The following is a 19,773-nucleotide window of genomic DNA, read 5'->3' on the forward strand; positions in this document are numbered from 1 at the left end:
TATGGCATGGGTTAACGTACCATAACCTTTATGGCTTTCCGTGTCCCATCGTCCATCAGGTCTTGACGGATGTAGATGCCGCGTTGTCTTGGTTCCTTCACGCGCACGCCATCAAGGGTGTACCATGCTGAACTTACTATCTTGGCCTTGCCCTCGGCAGTGACACCGTCGATGGCCGACTCGAAGTCATCCGGCTTGTTGGTATCCCCGTCGCCATAATATAATAATGTAAAGTTGTCGAATACGGCCCAGTCGTTGGCTACAAGACTGTCTTTGCGCACTCCAATCGTGACTGGCTGTCCTGTCTCGGATACATAGAACGAGAAGTCACCGGCATACAAACCTTCTTGGAATGCAAGGTCAGCGCCCGATACGTTGTTTACTATGATGTGGTACAAGGCTTTTGATTCGGGGAAAAGGCTATCCGGCAGGACTTGGTCGCCCGTGGTATATTTGTATTCTCCCATGCCCTCGAAAATGGATGCCAAGGGTTCGTTCCATTTGCCTTCACCGGATTCCGCATATACCAGTGCGTTCTGCGGTTCCTTGCCTTCCCGTCGTGAAAGGGCGGCAGGGATGGCATCGCCTGCACGGTATAATCCGTCGAATGCCAAGCGGTAATATCCTTTAGGCAAGCCGTAAACGGTTTGATGGATGTCGGCCTCTTTCAAGTTGTAGAACTCATAGTTGTTGGCCGACATGGCATATTGGTTCCCGTTTGTAGTCCAACCCTGTATGGTACCTACGGTTTCCCCGTCCCCGTTCACTTCCGAAAAGCTTGGGGATTGCAGCATGGATGTCATGTCAGCCGGGCTGTCGAGTGTTGCTCCCGATACGTCGATGGAAGTCGCTACCATTTTATTGTAAGCCTCATTGATTTCAGCTGTCAATCTTTCAATCTCGTCCATGGATTGCAAGTTTTCCACAGCGGGTACCATTTTTTCGCCGATAAGGGCTTTAAAGGCATCGAACTCCGGGGTGCCGGCAAATTGCTCGTAACTGTAATCTCCGGTACTCATGAATTTGATGTCGTGATAGGTAACCAAGGCATCGAATCTGGTGGCGGCTTCAGTGGCATTCTGAGCTGCCGTGATAGCCTCGTTCAACGCCTTCACATGTTTGCCATAAGATTCTTGCGTCAAGCCCGCAGCTATTGCTTCCCGGGCAGAAGAAATGGCTTCAGTTAGGCTGTTGCGCGCCTCCTGGGTGGTCAGGTCTTCCTGATTGAGCATGCTTTCCGCACTTTCTATCAATGCGTTGATGGCTGAAGTGGCTCCGCTCATGTCGCCTGCACCAAGATATTCGATTTTGAAATTGTCGAAGAACACTCTCGATTCCCACCAACTGATGGCGGAACCTTTTATTTTTATTCCGATACGAAGCTTGCCATCCTGGCCTACATAACAAACCACGCTGTTGAGGTAACAAGTTTCGTCGTTTTCAAACAAGTCTGCCGATGTGGCGGAATTCTTGGTCAGCCATTTGTTTTGGTAGGCAGGGTCGTCAGTCCATGTAATCTGTTCAAATCCATCGGTGCCGGGCAGCGCGCTTTCCTCTATCGGGTAGTCCATGATGTGGCAGAGTTTGGCTTGGGCATCGTTGCCCATCAGGAATGCCAGGATGTCGTTGCTCGTGTCTCCTTCTGTTCCCCAGTTCTCTTTCCAATTGTTTGCATTGGTGATACTGGGTGAATAATATCCTTGCATCGTGATTTTATATGAGCCCTCGGGCAGTCCGTTGATTTCTTGGTACACTTCGCAGTCGCTGTCTTTGGCGTTCCATACTTCTGCCATGCGGTTGAGCTTGCTTGAGAGTTGCCCGCTGCCCGATTTGGTCCATCCGTTGGTGCCGTTGCTGAAATTTGTGTTGGTAAATAGTCCGGTGGCATCGCGGATGCCATCCGGTGATTTCAAGGATTCTGCGACGGCTTCCTTCAATATGCGGTCGGCGCGCGGTTGGATGCTGTCCACCTCGTTGGGGTTGAATGTTTTTTGGCGATAGCTGTCCAACAGTTCGTCTAAATATTTTTCGTAAGGTGGCAAACCGATTTCAGAGTATGGAGATTCATCGTACGCGGTTTCCAGTTCATTGCTTTTGGCTTGCAGGGTCTTGTAAGCTGCAATATCCAAAGCCAAGGAATCCATGCGAAGTTGGACTGATTGGATGATTCCCATCAGGGTTTCGTTGTCCAGTTGCGGGTTATTGGCCGCTTCTTTGGCTGTCTTTATGGTCTCTTCATACTTTTGTTGCCCGTCTTTGCTGAATGTCTCGTTGGCATTTGTGTATTCGGCGTATTTTGTTTCTGCATCTGCAATGTTTTGCTTTAAGACGTCATGTAGGGTTTGTGCTCCTTCTTGGCCCAAGAATTGCAGGGAAAAGTTGTCCACGGCTGTCCATTGGGAATTAGCTCCTTCTACACGGAATCCGACAGTGGCCGTACCACCCACGACGGAGAAGTCCAACGTGGTCGGAGTGAACACTTTGCTTTGGGTGATTTCGGCTTTCTGACGTGATTCGCCCACCAAAGTGCGGGCATACAGGTAACGTCCTTCGGCTTGGGTGTCCCCTTCGTTGATTGGGCAGAATATATAGGCTTTCAGGCGGTATTTTCCATCAGGCAGATTGGTAAGGTTTTGTGTGATAGACCAATCCTTTTGAGGAGAGGAAGGATTCCAACGTTCGAAGAAATTAGAGATTTCCGTGCCGTCGGATGCCGTATGTGAACCGGTCTTACGGGAGAAATTATCTTGTTCATTGGCGGGTTCCCTCCATTTGTCCCATCCTTCGTCGTTGTCCGTAAATGAAGGATTTGCCATCAATTCTGTTACTTCTATAGGGTTGGAGGCGGAAGCGGAACTGTATTTGAAATCCAAGATGTCGGCTTTTAAATCTTCAGTAGCTTTCTCCAGTTCTTCGACAGTTGCCTTTTCACTTTTATAAAGGTTGGCATAATCCGTTATGTCTTGGAAGTTTGCCGCGTCTGCCGCGTCTAACTGGGCTTGTAACTTCTTTTTGGCTTGGTAAATGTCATAGGCAGTTGGTTCCACAAACTTCCAGTCGTATTGTGGATTCACGACACCTTCCGTTCCTTCGATGACTAACGGGTTGACCCCGAAGTCGCCTTCGTTGATTCCGATGTAACATCCGGCATATTGTGAGCTTTCACCATATAGGGGATCTTCATCGGCGATTTTGATGCGGTAAGCACCATTGTCTTGTTTCACGATTTTCCACAGGATGTGTCCTTGTTTGTCATGGTCCACGCAGAGTACAAGTTCGCTGGGAATGTAGAATTCATGGAGCTTGCTGTTCGTCTTCCCCTCCATCATGGACATGCGCCAACCGTATGCGTCGTTATAAGACCCGTCCGTGACGGGACGGCGGCTCAGTTCATAGTCCTGCCCGTAGCTCAGTGTGACCTTCTTTCCCTCTTCGGCCACGATGAGTTCCGTGCCCCAGTTGTTTTTCCAATTGCCATCGCACATGAATTTCCGGGTGGCTACATGGTAGACATAATATACACCGCCTCCGTTCTCGTCGGGAGTCAAAGCCGGGTCAACAAAGGTCAAGGCCGGGTCGGGCCAGTTTTCAGACGCCCACAAGGGCAACGTGGATGAAGTTGCGCTGCATAATGCCATGGCAACGAGTAATTTGTTTCTCATTTCGTTAGAATTGAAGTTAGTCTGCCGACCGGGCTAAATCAGTGTGTGTGTAGCACGGGCCGCAGTGTTGTTTTTATTAATTAAATGACGTAGCAAGGAAGTAGACACACTGATTCCACCAATTTCAATGGTGAATATACTTCCATTTGGTTTGCTTGACGCAAAGTTAATGGCTTGCTTCCTCGGCAAGCGTGCGGAATCATTCTGAAAGAAGGGGAATTCCGTCAAACTCTCCATGGGGATATGCAGATAGTGTGAAATCGGTCAAAAAGAGGGCTATTGTTGCAAAAAGCATACGATGGGATGGTGGAACCGTTTAATTTATCATATCTTTGCGGAAAACTGGATCGTAAAATTCTAAGGCCATGAGACGGTACGTTTGTTTTTTTATGCTTTTTCTTTGGGAATGCCATGTGACGCTTATGACAGCCCGGCCATACGATATGCAGCATTTGGGAGTGGAAAACGGTCTCTCAAATAATTTTGTGCTTGGCATGGCACAAGACAAGCGTGGTTGCATCTGGGTCGCTACGGATGTCGGGCTGAACCGTTTCGACGGAAACAGTTTCATGGTCTACAAAGCGCATGATTCGGGACTTACGTCCGATGCCTTGAACACGCTCCTTTATGATGAGGCAGAAGATGTGTTGTGGATTGGCGGTAAGTTCAGTGGACTTTGTGCTTGGGATGGCCAAACCGGATGTTTCCGTACCTACGAAAACCGTAACGGTTTAAAGTTAGAGAATGTGGTGCATTTGGCAAAGGCCGGCGACGGAGGGATTTGGATTACACCCCATCATGCGGATCCCATTCATTTTGACACCCGTACACAAAAGTTTTCCACCTTGTCCGAGATGGGCGTCCATTTGGATTATCATTCTAATTTGTGTGCTTTCGAGGATGCCGGAATATTGTATGTCGGTCACAATCGCGGCGGGCTGAGCATGGTGGATTTGAAGAGTAAGACCGTACGCCGGTTCTTCCACGATCCGGCTTCACCGCAGAGTTTGCCGGAGGACAGGATATATGCTATCTGCAAAGACCGCATGGGGCATATCTGGGTAGGGACCGGACGGGGATTGGCCCTGTGGAATCCCTTTGCCGGCAATTTTACGGTATTCCGGCATGGCCGGGGTAATCCTTCTTCTTTGGTGTCGGATTGTGTTTACGACATTTGTGAGATGGCGGACGGTAAACTTTGGATCGCTTGCGATATGGGCGGTGTGAGTATCTTGGATTTGCACCAGATGGCTTTCAAGCATCCTGAAGAAGTGGTTTTTGAGAACTTGTTGCCGGAAGGGGACGGGAAAGGACTTTCGTCCGGCAATATCCGCAAAATCCTACAGGATTCATTTGGCAATATCTGGATTGGAAATTATAACAGCGGCTTGGATTTTGTCAGCCACAATCGTCCGTTGTTCCGGACTTTGGGCAGTAAGCCTGCGTATGGGATGTATAAGGACGAAGAGGGCCGGTTGTGGGTAGGCGGGGAAAATGAATTGTTCTTGTATCGCGGCGGCAGGTTGTTGGAACGTTTTGATTTGTCGCCTTATTTGTCACGGTTCTATGGATGGGTGAGTGCCATCGTCGGTGACGGCATGGGGGCTTTGTTGATAGGTGTTTCTGGTAACGACCTCCTGAAGATGGAAGTCCGGACGGGAAGGATTGAGCGTATGCCTTTGGATGTGCGCGACTTGAGTGTGTTTACCTTTTTTAGGGAGGACGGAAAGGTTTGGATGGGGACCGTATTGGGATTGTATACTTATAGTGGTGGAAAGATACATAAGGAGACGGAACTGAATCGCCAGTTGGAGGAAAAAAGCGTGTATGGTATCCTTCGCGACCGGCAAGGCAAGCTTTGGGTCGGGACTTATGGATGGGGAGTTAAAGTGTTCGACCGTAACCGGCGTGTAGCGGCTGAGCTGAACACCGATATGGGATTTCCGGACGGTTCCGTAAATGCACTGTTCGAGGATTCCCGAGGCGGGGTTTGGATTGCCACGCGTGCCGGGTTGGGGTATGTCAGGGACACTCGCCGTCCTGATTCATTTCTTTTTTATGGTCATGAGCATGGTTTGGAGGACGTTTTCATACGTTCCGTTCAAGAAGACTCGCATGGAAGGATATGGGTTTCCACCAACAATGGCATCTCTCATTGGGATGAACGGAAACAGCGGTTTGAGAATTATGATTACCGTGATGGGGTCCCGATGGGAAATCTCGTTGAACGGTCAGCTTGCCGGGGGGCGGATGGTACGCTTTATTTCGGTTCGATGAAGGGTATCTGCTGTTTCAATCCTTTGGGATTGGATACGATGTCCCGCCGTGCAGGCAGTGTACAAATCATCGAGTGCCGGGAAATGGACAGCCGTACAGGGAGAGGCGGAAAATTGATTTTACCGGGAGAAAACGGGGAGATTGAATTGCCTTATCATCGCAATGCTTTCCGTATAAGTTTCTCCGTGCCCGATTATGCACAGAACGGGCAGGTGGAATATGCCTACAAGATAGAAGGATTGGAACGGGAATGGGTTAATATCGGAGCGGAAAACCAGATTACGCTCCGTAACATGCCTTTCGGGACTTATACCTTCCGAGTGAAGGCCAGGCTGAGGAATGGGGAGTGGGACGAAAAGAATGTGGCTATGATGTCTGTCCGCATCCATCCTCCGTTATGGCTGACTTGGTATGCCTGGACTTTTTACGGATTACTGGCCTTGTCGGCTTTGTGGCTTTGGATGCGTGCCTATAAACGCAAATTAGCCGCCAAAGCCGCCATGGAGGCAGAAGAAAAAAGGATGCGCGACGAACAGGAACTGAACAACGAGCGGCTTCGTTTCTACACGAACATCACGCATGAACTGCGTACGCCGCTCACTTTGATACTCGGCCCGTTGGAAGACTTGGCCGGAGACGGGAATTTGTCGGACGTTTACCGCAAGAAAGTCGGTTTGGTGCATAAGAGTGCTTTGCAGTTGCTCGACCTGATTAACCGATTGTTGGATTTTCGTAAGGTGGAAACGCAAAACCGGCAGCTTCGGGTGGCCAAAGGCAGATTGGGACGTTTGGTGACCGAGATAGGCTTGCGCTACAAGGAACTGAACCGGAACCCGAAAGTGGATTTCCGTATAGAAGTTCCGGAAGAAGAGTTCCGGATGTATTTCGATGCGGAAGTCGTGACAACCATCCTGAACAATTTATTGAGCAATGCGATGAAATATACGCCGGAGGGGCATATATGTTTGCGTTTGTGCCGTGGAGAGGAAGAAGGAAGGCCGTATGCCGAGATTTCCGTGTCCGATACCGGATATGGGATTGCACCTCAGGCCTTGCCTCATGTTTTCGACCGCTATTACCAGGCAGAGGGAAAGCATCAGGCCTCAGGTACAGGTATCGGGTTGGCTTTGGTGAAGTCTTTGGCCGATTTGCACGAAGGGGTGCTGGGAGTGGAAAGCGAAGCGGGGAAAGGTTCCGTTTTCGTATTCCGCCTTTGGGCCGACCAAGTTTATCCGTCGGCTCTCCATTCGGAAGTTGCGGCGGAGATGGCCGGAGAGCATGTGGCTGACGAAGGGGAAGAGGCTGACATCAGGCCGCTTGTGTTGGTTGTTGAGGACAACGATGATATCCGGGATTACGTGGCCTCTTCCTTCGATGAAGGATACCGGGTGGTAACAGCCATGAATGGCAGGGAGGGATGGAGGGAAGCCCAACGTCTTGTGCCGGATATCATCGTCAGCGACATCATGATGCCGGAGATGGACGGGATTGGGCTATGCCGGAGGGTGAAAGAAGATGTACGTACCAGCCATATACCGGTCATTTTGCTGACGGCCAAAGATTCCATCCGGGACAAGGAAGAAGGATATGATAGCGGTGCCGATTCTTATCTGACCAAACCGTTCAGCGCCACGTTGCTGAACAGCAGGGTACGTAACCTGTTGGACATGCGCAGGAAACTGGCTCGGATGATTGTGGGAAAGGCAAAAGACGAAGAACGTGGAATGCCTGCCGGAGAGGTTCGTCTCAGCAAATTGGACGAAGAGTTTATCCGTCGGTTTACCGACGTGGTGACGGAGCATATCAGTCAGGATAAGTTGGATATCCCTTTCATGGCCGACAAGATGAACATGAGCGTGTCCACGCTTTACCGTAAGCTGAAAGGGTTGACCGGCCTGTCGGGCAATGAGTTCATCCGGAAGATAAAGCTGAAACGCAGTTTATACCTGATGACCGAACAAGGGCTCAACGTGACGGAAGCCGCATACTCCAGCGGTTTTAACGATGTGGGTCATTTCAGACGCTGCTTCAAGGAAGAATATGGCGTTTCACCCTCGAAATACACAAAGCGTTAAGGCGTGTGTCATGTGATGCCCTATTCACATAATTTCCCGATGGCTTTTTCCAAGTCTTCTATTTGCTCGTCCCGCGCCACAAGGTCGCCGTGGCGGTCGATGAGGAAGAAGGTGGGAAGGCGGCGCACGAGGTAAGAGCCTAAATAGCCCGAAGCCTCTCCTCGGCTCTCATAGACGCAAGTCCAGGGCAGGTGTTCGCATGCCGTTTTCCAGTAATGTTCATCGGGGTCGATGGATACTTGGTAAATCTCAAATCCCTGTGCGGCGTACCGGTCGTAAAGTCCCCTCATCTGCATGATGCGTTCTTGTGAAGACGGAAGGGAGTAAGCAGTGAAGTCCAACAGCACGACCTTATTCCTGATGTCGGAAAGTTTGCGGTTTTTACCGTGTATGTCCGGCAATTCTATGTCGATGATGCCCGAAGCGGATATCTTTTCCGGGTCGATGTCTGCCAATGATACGGGAGTGGGGCGTTTGGTGTTCTTCATGCCTTGTATGGCAATGTTGTGCAAGTTTTCCGTGCGGTTGGTGCCTGGATAGTTCGCGTCCCATGCCGTGGCCACGGCTCCCACGAACTTGATGTCGTCCGGATTGCTTACCGGGTTGAAGATGAGGCTTCCGTTTACGGTCTGGAACAGGGCGAAGTAAGCCGGGGCAGAAGCAGGGGCTTCCATGATGTACTTCTTTTTCATTTCCTCCTTGTAGATGTCTATTTTTTCACGGACGAGCCGTTCCTGTTCCCCTAACGTCAGGGTCTTGTCGGTCATGATGTCCCTGACGGATTGTTGCAAGGCGATGAGTTTGCCGTTGATTTCCTTTAGGGTTTGGCAGTCGGGTGAGCCTTCCACCTCATAGCCGGTGCCCATGGCGGGCCACGTGGCTTCCACGTGTATGGTCTCCGTAGAGTCTACGGACAAGTTGACGATTTGCCGGTCGATACGCAGGCGGTAAAATTCCGGATTGAAAGGACGCATGCCATGGAAACGGAAGTCGCCGTTTTCGTCCAGGCGGATAGAGTCAAGTGCTTCTATGCCGTTCAAGGTGACAGCCTCGAAGTAGAGTGTCTTGCCGTCGGCTTCGGCAATCCGTCCGTTGATTTCAAATTGTTCTTTCTTGTCTTTACAAGCCGTAGCCAGTATCATGAGGGCGGCCATGGCGAATGTCATTTTTTTCATCTCGGCATCATGTGTTTACAAACCATTTACAAAGATAGGGCCTTTCGGCTTCTCTCGGAGTATGAAACTACGGTTTTTTCGGAAAAAAGCCATGTTGTGCCATTTTTTACGGGCTTTAAGTCTGATTTATCAATATTTATGCGTACATTTGCCCGATTTATTGATGAAACATTTTAAGAAACCAAATGAACGTAATTAAGAAAACAGTCGAATTGCCTGATGGAAGAACCATCAGCATCGAGACCGGGAAATTGGCCAAACAAGCCGATGGAGCCGTTATGCTCACTATGGGCAACACGATGCTCTTGGCCACTGTCTGTGCCGCCAAAGATGCCGTTCCCGGAACAGATTTTATGCCTTTGCAGGTAGAGTACAGAGAGAAATTCGCCGCTGCCGGCCGTTTCCCCGGAGGTTTTACCAAGCGTGAGGGTAAGGCTTCTGACTATGAGATTCTGACCTGCCGCCTGGTGGACCGCGCTTTGCGTCCCTTGTTCCCCAGCAATTATCACGCAGAAGTTTATGTGAATGTGATTTTGTATTCTGCCGATGGCGTGGACATGCCGGATGCATTGGCCGGTTTTGCCGCATCTGCCGCATTGGCAGTTTCCGATATACCGTTTGAAGGCCCGATATCCGAAGTGCGTGTGGCACGCATCAACGGCGAGTATGTGGTCAATCCGACTTTCGCCCAGTTGGAACAGGCCGACATGGACATCATGGTGGGTGCCACGGAAGAGAACATCATGATGGTGGAAGGCGAGATGAAGGAAGTGACCGAACAGGACTTGCTCAACGCCTTGAAGGTAGCCCATGAGGCCATCAAACCGATGTGCCGCCTCCAGAAAGAGTTGGAGAAGGAAGCCGGTAAGGAAGTGAAGCGGGAGTATTGCCATGAGGTGAACGATGAGGACTTGCGCGAAGAAGTGAAGAAGGCTTGCTACGACGCAGCGTACCGTATCGCCCAGGAAGGCAACCGCGACAAGCATGCCCGTGAGGATGCTTTCATGGAAATCCGCGAGAACTTCAAACTGTCGTATGCCGAAGCACACGCTGACTTGTCGGAAGACGAATTGGCAGAGAAGAACGCGATGATCGACCGTTACTACCACGACGTGGAGCGCGATGCCATGCGCCGTTGCGTGTTGGACGAAGGCAAGCGTCTCGACGGTCGCGCCACTACGGACATCCGCCCTATCTGGTGCGAAGTAAGTCCGCTGCCGGGTCCCCACGGATCGGCCATCTTTACGCGTGGCGAGACCCAGTCGCTCTCTACCTGTACGCTCGGTACGAAGTTGGACGAGAAGATTATCGACGAAGTGCTCGACCAAAGCAAGATGCGTTTCTTACTGCACTATAACTTCCCGCCGTTCTCCACGGGAGAGGCCAAGGCGCAACGCGGCGTGGGCCGTCGTGAAATCGGTCACGGCCATTTGGCTTGGCGCGGCCTGAAAGGGCAAATCCCTGAAGATTTCCCTTATACGGTGCGTGTCGTGTCCGATATCCTGGAGTCCAACGGTTCTTCTTCCATGGCCACGGTTTGTGCCGGGACGTTGGCGCTGATGGATGCCGGTGTGCCGATGAAGAAGCCCGTCAGCGGCATTGCCATGGGCTTGATTAAGAATCCGGGTGAGGAAAAGTATGCCGTGCTGTCCGACATCTTGGGTGACGAAGACCACTTGGGCGACATGGACTTCAAGACGACCGGAACTATCGACGGTCTGACTGCCACCCAGATGGATATCAAGTGCGACGGTTTGAGTTACGAGATTCTGGAGAAGGCCCTGATGCAGGCGAAAGCCGGGCGTGAACACATCTTGGGCAAGCTGACCGAGTGCATGCCTGCACCGCGTCCGGAGTTGAAGCCGCATGTGCCCCGCATCGTCCAGATTACGATTCCGAAGGAATTCATCGGTGCTGTCATCGGCCCGGGTGGAAAGATTATCCAAGGTATCCAGGAGGATACAGGTTCTGTCATTACCATCGAGGAGACAGACGGTGTAGGTGTCGTACAGGTGAGTGGCGCCAATAAGGACGTGATAGACGCAGCTTTGGGTAAAATCAAGTCTATCGTGGCTGTGCCCGAGGTCGGTGAGGTGTATGACGGTGTGATTCGCAGCGTGATGCCTTACGGTGCATTCGTGGAATTCATGCCGGGTCGCGACGGTTTGCTCCATATTTCCGAAATCGACTGGAAGCGTCTGGAAACGGTGGAAGAAGCCGGACTGAAAGAAGGCGACCACATTCAGGTGAAACTGGTGGATATCGACCAGAAGACAGGCAAGTTCAAGTTGTCCCGTCGCGTGTTGCTCGAAAAGCCGGAAGGCTACGTAGAGCGTCCAGTCCGTCGCGAGCGTCCTGAGAGAGGCGAACGCCGCGAACGTCGCCCGCGCAATGACGGACAAGGAGGCGAATAAATTGTTTCATCAACGAAAATGATAACCGAAAGGCTGTCTGCTATCCTGCGGACAGCCTTTTTGATTTGGAGACACTCATATTTTTCTTTTCAAATTTATGGGAAAATATTTGGTTATCTATAAGAAAAACGTCATATTTGCAAAGTGACATCAAAAAGGACATGTTATGAGTGTGAATAGTGCCCAAAGCCTTATAGGAATGTTGGCGGTTGTGCTATGGCTGAGTTCATGTGCCATAAGCCGGCGGAGAGCCTACGATATGCGTCCGGAGAACCGTGCCGCGCTGTATCAGGAACGCAAGGCTTCGCCCTATTACAGAATGGACAATGAGCACACGTTCCCTATCTATAAGGCACCTTATACAGTGAATCAGCAAGAGGGGCAGGTGCTTTTCGGTAGGGGGGCTTATGAGCTTTACCGTGCGAAGGACGCGACTTATGTCACGGCTACGTACCGTTGCCCAGAGGACTGGTGGTTTTTTAATTTTAATTCAGGATGGGCCATTATCGACAACAAGAGAGGCGACCGTTACATGTTGCGCGAAGTGGAGTATTATCCTACGGATACATGTTTTTGGATAAAGGACAGCAGGGACAAGTTTGTTCGTTTCGTATTGGTTTTCCCTCCGCTTCCCAAAAAAGTGAAGACCGTGGATTTCTTTATACCTTCCGGTGAGTCGCGTTTTAATTTCGACGGTTCGGAAAAGCATATGTCCGGCTTGTACGTGGAAGATTTACGACCTAAACACCGGATACCTCAAGGCGAGGTCATCCGCTGATCCCGGTTCGGCGTGGGATGTGGGGGTGGTTCCTGATTTCGGGGGCTGCCCCCTAATTTTGTCTTTCAGGCTAGACTGAGGCTGACATAATGTCAAAACGGAATCCTGCAAAGGAAGGTAAATAGAGTGGTTGTGAAGTCTTCTCGTTTGGTTCTTTTAACCTTTTAGACGGTTTTCGGTTTGTTTTTTGTATTTGTTGAGTGAATTTGTGATTCAGTCTCAGCCAAATGATTTTTCGTTTGGCTGAAAAAACATTTTTTTTGTCCGCATGTTGTTCGCCAACCCTCTGCATGTCGGTGCGAAGTTTTCCCGAAAACGGGGTGGCGATGCACCTCCGAGGCCCGTTTTTTCTCTATTTGAGGTGTTTTGCTGTGCTAAAAAGGAATGACAGATTGTCTTGTGAATCTTGTTTTATGCTTACATTACCTTTTTCATATCAGCGGAAGTTGTGCCTTTTCGTTGTGTTTCGTGAAAGGCTGGAGCCTCTGGTGGTTGTCAAATTGTCCGTCCCCTAATCCGCGAGAATCGCGTATTTCCGGCGGCTTCCGGCCTTGGGGACAAAAAAGGGATTCCTGAATGGGAATATTAACAAAATGTCATGGCCTGTCTAATTGCCGCAAGGCAAATGTATAGGCTCCCAAGGCAATGGAACGGTTGGTCCCTTGCCGGGTGAGGGCTATTCCCGTACGTTTGAACGCGTCATAGGGGATGGTCCTGTCGGCATCCAGGACAGGAATGAGGCGTTTTGGGGTGGTTGCGAAGGCTTCAAATTCTTTCTCTTCTTCCAAGTCGTATATTTCCATCTGCAAACGGGGGAAACGGCTGCCGTCGCGCATGCCCAGTGTGCCGCGCAAACCTTCAAACAAGGCGGGGCGGATGTATTTATAGGCACCCGACAAGCCTCCGCCAATGACTACAAGGCCGTCTATCAGGGTGAGGGCGGAAGCTAAGGCTTCTGCGGCCATTTGCCCCAGTTCGGCAAAGGCTGCCCGGGCTGCTTCCGGATTGCCGTTCCGTGTCCCTTCGGCGATTTGGAAGATATCCTTGGGGGAAAGGTTTTCTGCTGAACCGGATTCCCGGGCATAGACATGTTTCACGGCACGGATGCTCACGCTTTCTTCCACGATATATTCCGGATACTTGTGATTGCGTTGGCACCACATGTCGCCACCGGTAGAGTTGTCGCCCGTGAGCAGCTCGTTTCGGATGACAACGCCTGCCCCGAAACCCGTGCCGAGCGTCACACCAATCAGGTTGTGGTAACGCCGTTGCGAGCCGCAGGCTTTCAACCGGTCGTTTACTTCCGGTATGATGCCGGTCAGGGCTTCGCCGTAAGCGAACAAGTTGCCGTCGTTGTTGATGAAAACCGGAATGCCGAAAACGTGTTCCAGATAGGGGCCTAAGGCCACGCCTCCCCGGAAACCCGGGAAGTTGGGCAGGTCGCCGATGATGCCGTGCGCGTAGTCGGCCGGTCCCGGAAAGGCGAAACTGATGGCCGAAGGAGCATAAGGCAGTATTTCCCGGATGCTTCGGAAGCCTTCGGCCAATGTGCGTTGGCACCGTGCTGCATCGTCTGTCACTGCGGGGACAGACAGAGGGCTGACGATTTCCTGCCCGTTAGCCATGGCAGAAAACACAAAGTTCGTACCACCTGCATCTAACGTCAGGACGATACGCGGGTCTTGGGTGTAATTCATGTCGATACGGTATTTAGGATTTGAAACGGATGTACGCCTTAATCGTGCCGCATTCCCGGCCTATGGAACTTCCGTAGGGACGGATTGTATATTCACCCACACAAGCCGGAATAATGAATGTCTCGGCATAGTGGGCGACAAACGGCTCGAAGGCGTGCGTGGGGCTTTCTACGATGAGTTCGTCGCCTTCCACCACGTTGAGTACGTTTACGCCGCCGCCCGTGTGGTGACGCACGGTGCCGGTAAACCAATGGCGGCGTGTCTCGATGAATTCGTTCTCATGCAGGCCTGTGCGTTCCTCGCGCCAACCTTCGCCTTCGGCCACAGGTTCCACGTGGTTGGCCAAATGCCGGCGGACAAAGTCTGTCTGGCGTTCCCATTGGATGACATGAGAGCCGTGCCCGATGTTGATGGGGCGGGGGCGGCCATCCAGTCCCAAGCGTCCCCAATCCCACAGCTTGAATGTGAAGATGCTGGGCGTGGCACTGATTTCCAACACCATGGCTCCGGCTCCGGAGCAGTGTACCGTGCCGTTGGGGATGAGGAAATGGTCGTGCTTGCGGGCAGGCCAGCGGTTGACGTACTTTTCTGCCTCGAAGGGTTCGCCCGTCTCCTGTGCGCGGTTGAGGGCGGCAATCATTTTCGTAGGGTCGGTGCCGGTCTTCAAGCCGAGGTAGACGGTGGCTCCTTCTTCCGCATCGAGCAGGTAATAACTTTCGTCTTGTGTGTAATAGATGCCGAATGTGTCGCGGATATACTGCGTGGTGGGATGGACCTGAAGGCTCAGGTTTCCGCCGCCCATGGTATCGAGGAAATCGAAACGGATGGGAAAGTCTTGTCCGAAACGCGATTCTACGGGACCGCCAAGCAAGGCGTGGGTCTGGTGGAACACCAAATCGTTGGCAGGGATTTCGAACAATTCGCTTTCGACTTGCAGGAAGAGGCTGTTCTCTTCCGGTACGCAGTCGAAGCACCAACCATAGTTGGCTTGTTTAGGATCGAGGCCGCACACTTCTTTCATCCATTGTCCGCCCCATGGTGCAGGGTCGAAGAAAGGCACGACGCGGAATGGTCGCCGGGCGGTCTGTTCGAGCCCGAGGCGCAACGTGTCGCCCTTAATCATCTTCGGTCGGCCGGGAATCGTGGTGTCTAACCAATAATCTGCCGTGGGCAGCAACTTTTTCTTCAAGTCGTCGCATACAAGCCAGTCCACGAAGTAGCCGCGCTTGTAATGCCGCGAAGGCTCTTCTGCGCGGTTGTCCACGCCGAGATTGTGTATTTCGTGCCGCCGCGCCCGTTGCTGTATTTCCCAACGGGGCATGTCGGCGTATACGGTCAGGCCGGCTTCTGGTGCCACTAAGGCCGCGCCATGCCCGTAGACGACAACACATCCTTCGGTGGCGGCAATGAGGGCTTGTGCCTCGCGCGTCTTCTCTTGGTCTAAAAAATCAGCATATTTGAAATGTGACCGGAAGCCGAAGAGGCGGTCGTCCGTCACATAAGGAAAGGTCATTTCCTGTATGGTCCCGGGCGACTTGAACAGCCTTTCGGTATCAATCCATAAGGACGGGGAGAGCGAAGAAAACGCTTCGCGCAGTTCGTCGTGATGTACGCCTTGGTAGCATTCGATGCGGATTACGTAAGTCTGTCCGCAGGGGCGTGTGGGACAAACGCGCCGGATTTCGCCGCAGATGTCCTCCCAACCTTTCCATAGTTTCCCCTCCACGGCTGTGAATGGGGTTTTGTCGTAATTGCTTTGTCTCATATTTGTGTTTTTTATTTTTCCATCCATAATTCCAGAAGTCCGCCTTGCGTCAGATCCTTGTGGCTGATGCGGAAGTCGGCCAGGGGCTGCCCGTTGAACAGTTTCTTGCCGATATAACAATTTTCGGCAGAATTATGGTAAGTCTTGATACGGAAGTCCTTTCCTGTGTAATAGTCGGGCGAGAGATGGATGATGATTTCATCGAACACGGGCGACGTGATATCGTAATATGGGTGAGTGTCGCAGGTACCCGTCAGGCAGAATAGTCCTATGGACATCAGGGCGCTCACGCCGCCCATCTGCCCTTGGTCTTCATCGTGTCCGCCATATCCTTTATCCGGTGTAGTGGCTCCATAGGCTTTTTCATTGACTTGTCGTACCCAGTACTGGCATAGGCGCGGTGCGTCGAGATGGTTGAACACATGTGCGTTGGAACAGCCCGGTTGATTGGCATAGCTTACGTAGCCATCGGTGTAGCCGAAAACGAATGATTGCGGGGCGGCTTGTTCAAAGGCATGGTTCAACATGCGGGCTGCTTCCTTCTTTCCGCCTATCATGTCGGCCAACCGGTCAATATCGTGCGATACCGACCAAGTGGCCTGCCAGGCGTTGGATTCTGTCCATCCCCATCCGCTCAGGCCGTCGGTATGCAGCCATTCGCCGTTGGAGCTCTTGGGGAACACCAGTTTCTTTTCGGGGTGTAACAAGGCTGTCCATCCGTGGCTGCGTCGGTCATAGTAACGGGCTTCCTTTTTCTTTCCCATCTTGAGGGCCATCTGGCCTAATGCCCAGTCTTGGAAGGCGGCTTCCATCGTGTTGCCTGCATGGCCGGGGAAGTAGCCCAAACGTTCATAGTCGCGTATTTCGTCCGTGCTGCCCATCATGCCACCGCCCCGGTGGTTGGATGCCATGACGCAGAATGCCTCTTGGGCAGGCACTTTGGTGAGTATGCCTTTCTGGTAGGCACTGGTGATGAGTGGTGTGGCCGGGCAAGTGGTCATGATGTAAGAATAGCCTCCGGCCACGGGACCGCGCGGCAACAGGCCGCCGTTGCGGGCATACTGCACGAGGCAGGCAGCGAAGTTGTCCTGCACTTCCGGCCAGGCCAGCCCCCAAAGGATGTTCAGGTTCCATTGCGTAAGCCAAAAGGCATCCGAACTGTACATGTGGAACCGTGCCCGTCCTTGGTTGTTTTTGGGCAGCGTGCGGGTATGGTATTTCACGTTGACCGTTTGTGACCCTTGGCGTGTGCCGTCGGTGTAATCCGGATAACATCCGTTGGCATCGTCTATCTTGTGGCGGCCTAACAGGACATGCCAAAGGTCGGTGTAGAATTTGGTCTGCTGAGCTTCCGTACCTCCTTTCACTTCGATGCGCCCCAGATAACGGTTCCATTCCGCACGTGAGTCGGCACAAGCCTGGTCGAAGTTCCAGTGTGTGAGTTCTGAGTCCAAATTGGCGAGGGCGTTTTCGGCACTGGTATAGGAGATGGCGCACTTTACCAATACCGTGTCGCCCGTAGCTACTGGATATTTGAGACTTACACCGGAAGTCGGAGCGTCATAGTAGCTCATGCCTTCGTTGCGGGCGTTGAGCGTGCCTGTGCCTTTCAGCCTGTCGGTGTCCTGGAAACGTTGCGTGCCATCCCAACCGTCCATGCAGCCCATGGCTTTGTCAAAACGTAGGGCATAGTATATCCTGATTCTTTCCGGACCGCCCCACAAACGTCCTCCCGTATCAACAGAACCTACGATTTCGCGGTCTCCGGTTTTACGCACATCGGCATTGAACATTGTGGATGTGGATACATAACCTCCGAGGTTGAGTAGAAGGTTGAGGATATTATCTTCTTTTCCGGTGTAGGTCAGGCGGTAGAAACTGACACGGTCGGAAGCTGTTTGTTCCACCCACAGCTGATAACGTTCCAAAAACATCCGGTGGAAACCAGGACGGACGATTTCTCCCTCGTGACGGAATGGCGATTTCCAACCTTGTTCGCCTTGCGTCGGGTCTACTTTACCGGTGGTGGGCATCAGGGTGACGCCAGAAAGCATCCAGTCGTGAATTTGGGGGAAACCTAACACCTCTGTGGAATTGTAGTTGTATCCTCCTCCGTACTGGTTCTTGTTACGAGTGAGTGGTGCAGCGCTAATCATGCCGAAAGGCTGGCTTCCGGTGACGAAAAAGAAATAGCGTCCTCGGGCAGATTCGATATAAGGATCTACTTTTGATACGAAATCTTTGCGCGAATCTTTGGCGGTATAGACTTCTATTTCCGACAGTCCGGGATGGAGGCCGTCGGCATCGGTGGATTCAAACTTGACCCACTCTACCGTCTTGGCAGGGAACTTAATTGATTTGGGGCTTCCGTCATTAGGTATTTCAAACACTTTGAGTTCACTGCCGTCGCTGAAATGTAAAATTCCTCCGGCCAAGTGGCTGTCTGGGTCCGGGCGGTCGTAGAGGAGGATTTCCCCGATGGTGTAGGGCTTTTCCCATTGCAAGGTGAGTGAAGGGTATTCTATTTGGCCATAGAAATTGGTTTGGCTTTGCGAACGCCATTCACCTTGGTCGAACACCCGGATTATTCCGTCAATGGCACGGGAGGCTTCGTAGCCTTCCATGGACGAGGAAGCCGTAATCTGGGCCAAAGGGGCGATGTTGTCGCTCGTCGCTTTCATGGCGTAAGGAGAAAGTGCACTTAAAAGAACAATTCCAATGCTTTTTCTTTTCATATTCGTTCAAATGTAGAATAAAAACTGATGCAAAGAAAAGCATTTTGTGGATTTTGCGGCTTTGATTATGTTCCGATTTGCTTGTATTTTCTTACGGTACGATGTGCAACTGCCGACGTTGGTTTTCCTGCGTTCGGTAGAGTGAGGGCGGGATACCGATGATTTTGGAGAAAGTCCGTGAGAAATAGGCCGGGTCTTCAAAACCTAAGGATTGCGATATCTCATTGATTTTTAGTTCGCTGAATTCTAACAGTTGGCAGGCTTTCTGCATCTTTAGTTGAATGAAATAGTGAATGGGAGAACCACCTATTTCCTGCCGGAACATATCCGAGAAATGGGAGGGGGAGTATTTGAATTGTGCGGCAAGTTGGGATAAAGTGAGATTGTTTTGCACATTCTCATGCATAAAACGGATAACGCGGTGAGCGAAAGAAGGACTTCCCGTAGTAGAGGTAATGTTGCGGTAGGGCTTCAGGAAAGTGAAGGAACCTAAAAATTGGTATAGGCATAGGCAGGAATACAGCATATATTCTTTGCGGTAGTTCATGGAGAAATTATGGAATATCTCGTCAAAAAGCCGCAAGCGGTCTTGTATACGGGAGTCGTCTCCCGGTTGTAGAGGCTGCGGGGCATATCCCGAAGGGAGGAAACGGTGGGCTTGTGTGCCTTGGAAATGAAGCCAGTAAATACTCCAAGGATTACGGGATGACGCACCGAAAGTGTAAGGAGTGTCCGAGGGAAGGATGACAAACTCGTTCTTTCGGAGTATGTAAGTTTGGCCGTTGATTTTATACCAACCTTTTCCATCTATACAGTAGATGAGCATGGCATAGTCACATCCGTCGGCTTTTTGGATGAAGTGGAAGCGTGCTTGCGGAAAGTAGCCTATTTTACGGATATAGAGGTTCCGAACTAAGGGGTCTTTCCTGTACTCCTCCAATAGCTTTTCCGAAACAGACACTACCCTTTCGTTTTTGAATCCTTCTTTAATCTTTATCATCTATAATATAATAAGGTGTAAATGGATGATGTGGATTGCAAAAATACGGATTTTAAAAGAATCCGCCGAAAGAATGAGAACGAAGAATCGTTAAAAAAAGAAAGAGTGCCTGTCGTGTAGACAAACACTCTTCGTAGATTGCGCTTCAGGATGGGCTTGAACCAACGACCCCCTGATTAACAGTCAGGTGCTCTA

General features: G+C 51.3%; 9 protein-coding genes. 3 read left to right on the top strand and 6 right to left on the bottom strand.

From position 1 onward, the window contains the following. Positions 1–11 precede the first annotated feature (11 nt). Positions 12–3,662: a hypothetical protein gene (locus tag AC5RDV_RS05660; RefSeq protein WP_282747711.1), complete on the bottom strand. Its 3,651-nt coding sequence runs from the start codon at positions 3,660–3,662 to the stop codon at positions 12–14. 365 nt (positions 3,663–4,027) lie between these two features. Here AC5RDV_RS05660 and AC5RDV_RS05665 point away from each other — a divergent pair, with 365 nt between their 5' ends. Continuing rightward, positions 4,028–8,014, top strand: coding sequence for a two-component regulator propeller domain-containing protein (locus AC5RDV_RS05665; RefSeq protein ID WP_282747710.1), 3,987 nt, complete (start codon positions 4,028–4,030; stop codon positions 8,012–8,014). Positions 8,015–8,034: 20 nt separating this feature from the next. Here the strand turns inward: AC5RDV_RS05665 and AC5RDV_RS05670 are convergent, their stop codons facing one another. Beyond that, entirely contained in the window at positions 8,035–9,189 is a 1,155-nt protein-coding gene (locus AC5RDV_RS05670; RefSeq protein ID WP_282747709.1) for a TlpA disulfide reductase family protein, read from the bottom strand. Between the two features lie 185 nt (positions 9,190–9,374). On the opposite strand from AC5RDV_RS05670, the gene pnp reads away from it, so the two are divergent. Beyond that, positions 9,375–11,603: a polyribonucleotide nucleotidyltransferase gene (gene pnp / locus AC5RDV_RS05675; protein ID WP_282747708.1), complete on the top strand. Its 2,229-nt coding sequence runs from the start codon at positions 9,375–9,377 to the stop codon at positions 11,601–11,603. 166 nt (positions 11,604–11,769) lie between these two features. Next, positions 11,770–12,381, top strand: a complete 612-nt coding sequence (locus AC5RDV_RS05680) for a hypothetical protein (RefSeq protein ID WP_282747707.1) — start codon at positions 11,770–11,772, stop codon at positions 12,379–12,381. A 596-nt stretch (positions 12,382–12,977) separates the two neighbouring features. On the opposite strand, the gene AC5RDV_RS05685 is transcribed toward AC5RDV_RS05680, so the two are convergent. The 4 genes from AC5RDV_RS05685 to AC5RDV_RS05700 all read right to left on the bottom strand — a co-directional run bounded on the left by AC5RDV_RS05685 (position 12,978) and on the right by AC5RDV_RS05700 (position 19,578). Next, positions 12,978–14,078, bottom strand: a complete 1,101-nt coding sequence (locus AC5RDV_RS05685; RefSeq protein WP_282747706.1) for an ROK family protein — start codon at positions 14,076–14,078, stop codon at positions 12,978–12,980. Positions 14,079–14,091: 13 nt separating this feature from the next. Then, positions 14,092–15,843 (bottom strand): class I mannose-6-phosphate isomerase, encoded by a 1,752-nt coding sequence (locus tag AC5RDV_RS05690; protein WP_282747705.1) that lies wholly within the window; start codon positions 15,841–15,843, stop codon positions 14,092–14,094. Positions 15,844–15,854: 11 nt separating this feature from the next. Further along, entirely contained in the window at positions 15,855–18,578 is a 2,724-nt protein-coding gene (locus AC5RDV_RS05695) for a GH92 family glycosyl hydrolase (protein ID WP_282747704.1), read from the bottom strand. 91 nt (positions 18,579–18,669) lie between these two features. Then, on the bottom strand, positions 18,670–19,578 hold the full coding sequence (locus tag AC5RDV_RS05700; RefSeq protein WP_282747703.1) for an AraC family transcriptional regulator: 909 nt from the start codon (positions 19,576–19,578) through the stop codon (positions 18,670–18,672). Positions 19,579–19,773: the final 195 nt, after the last annotated feature.

The organism is Paraprevotella sp., assembly GCF_986071375.1.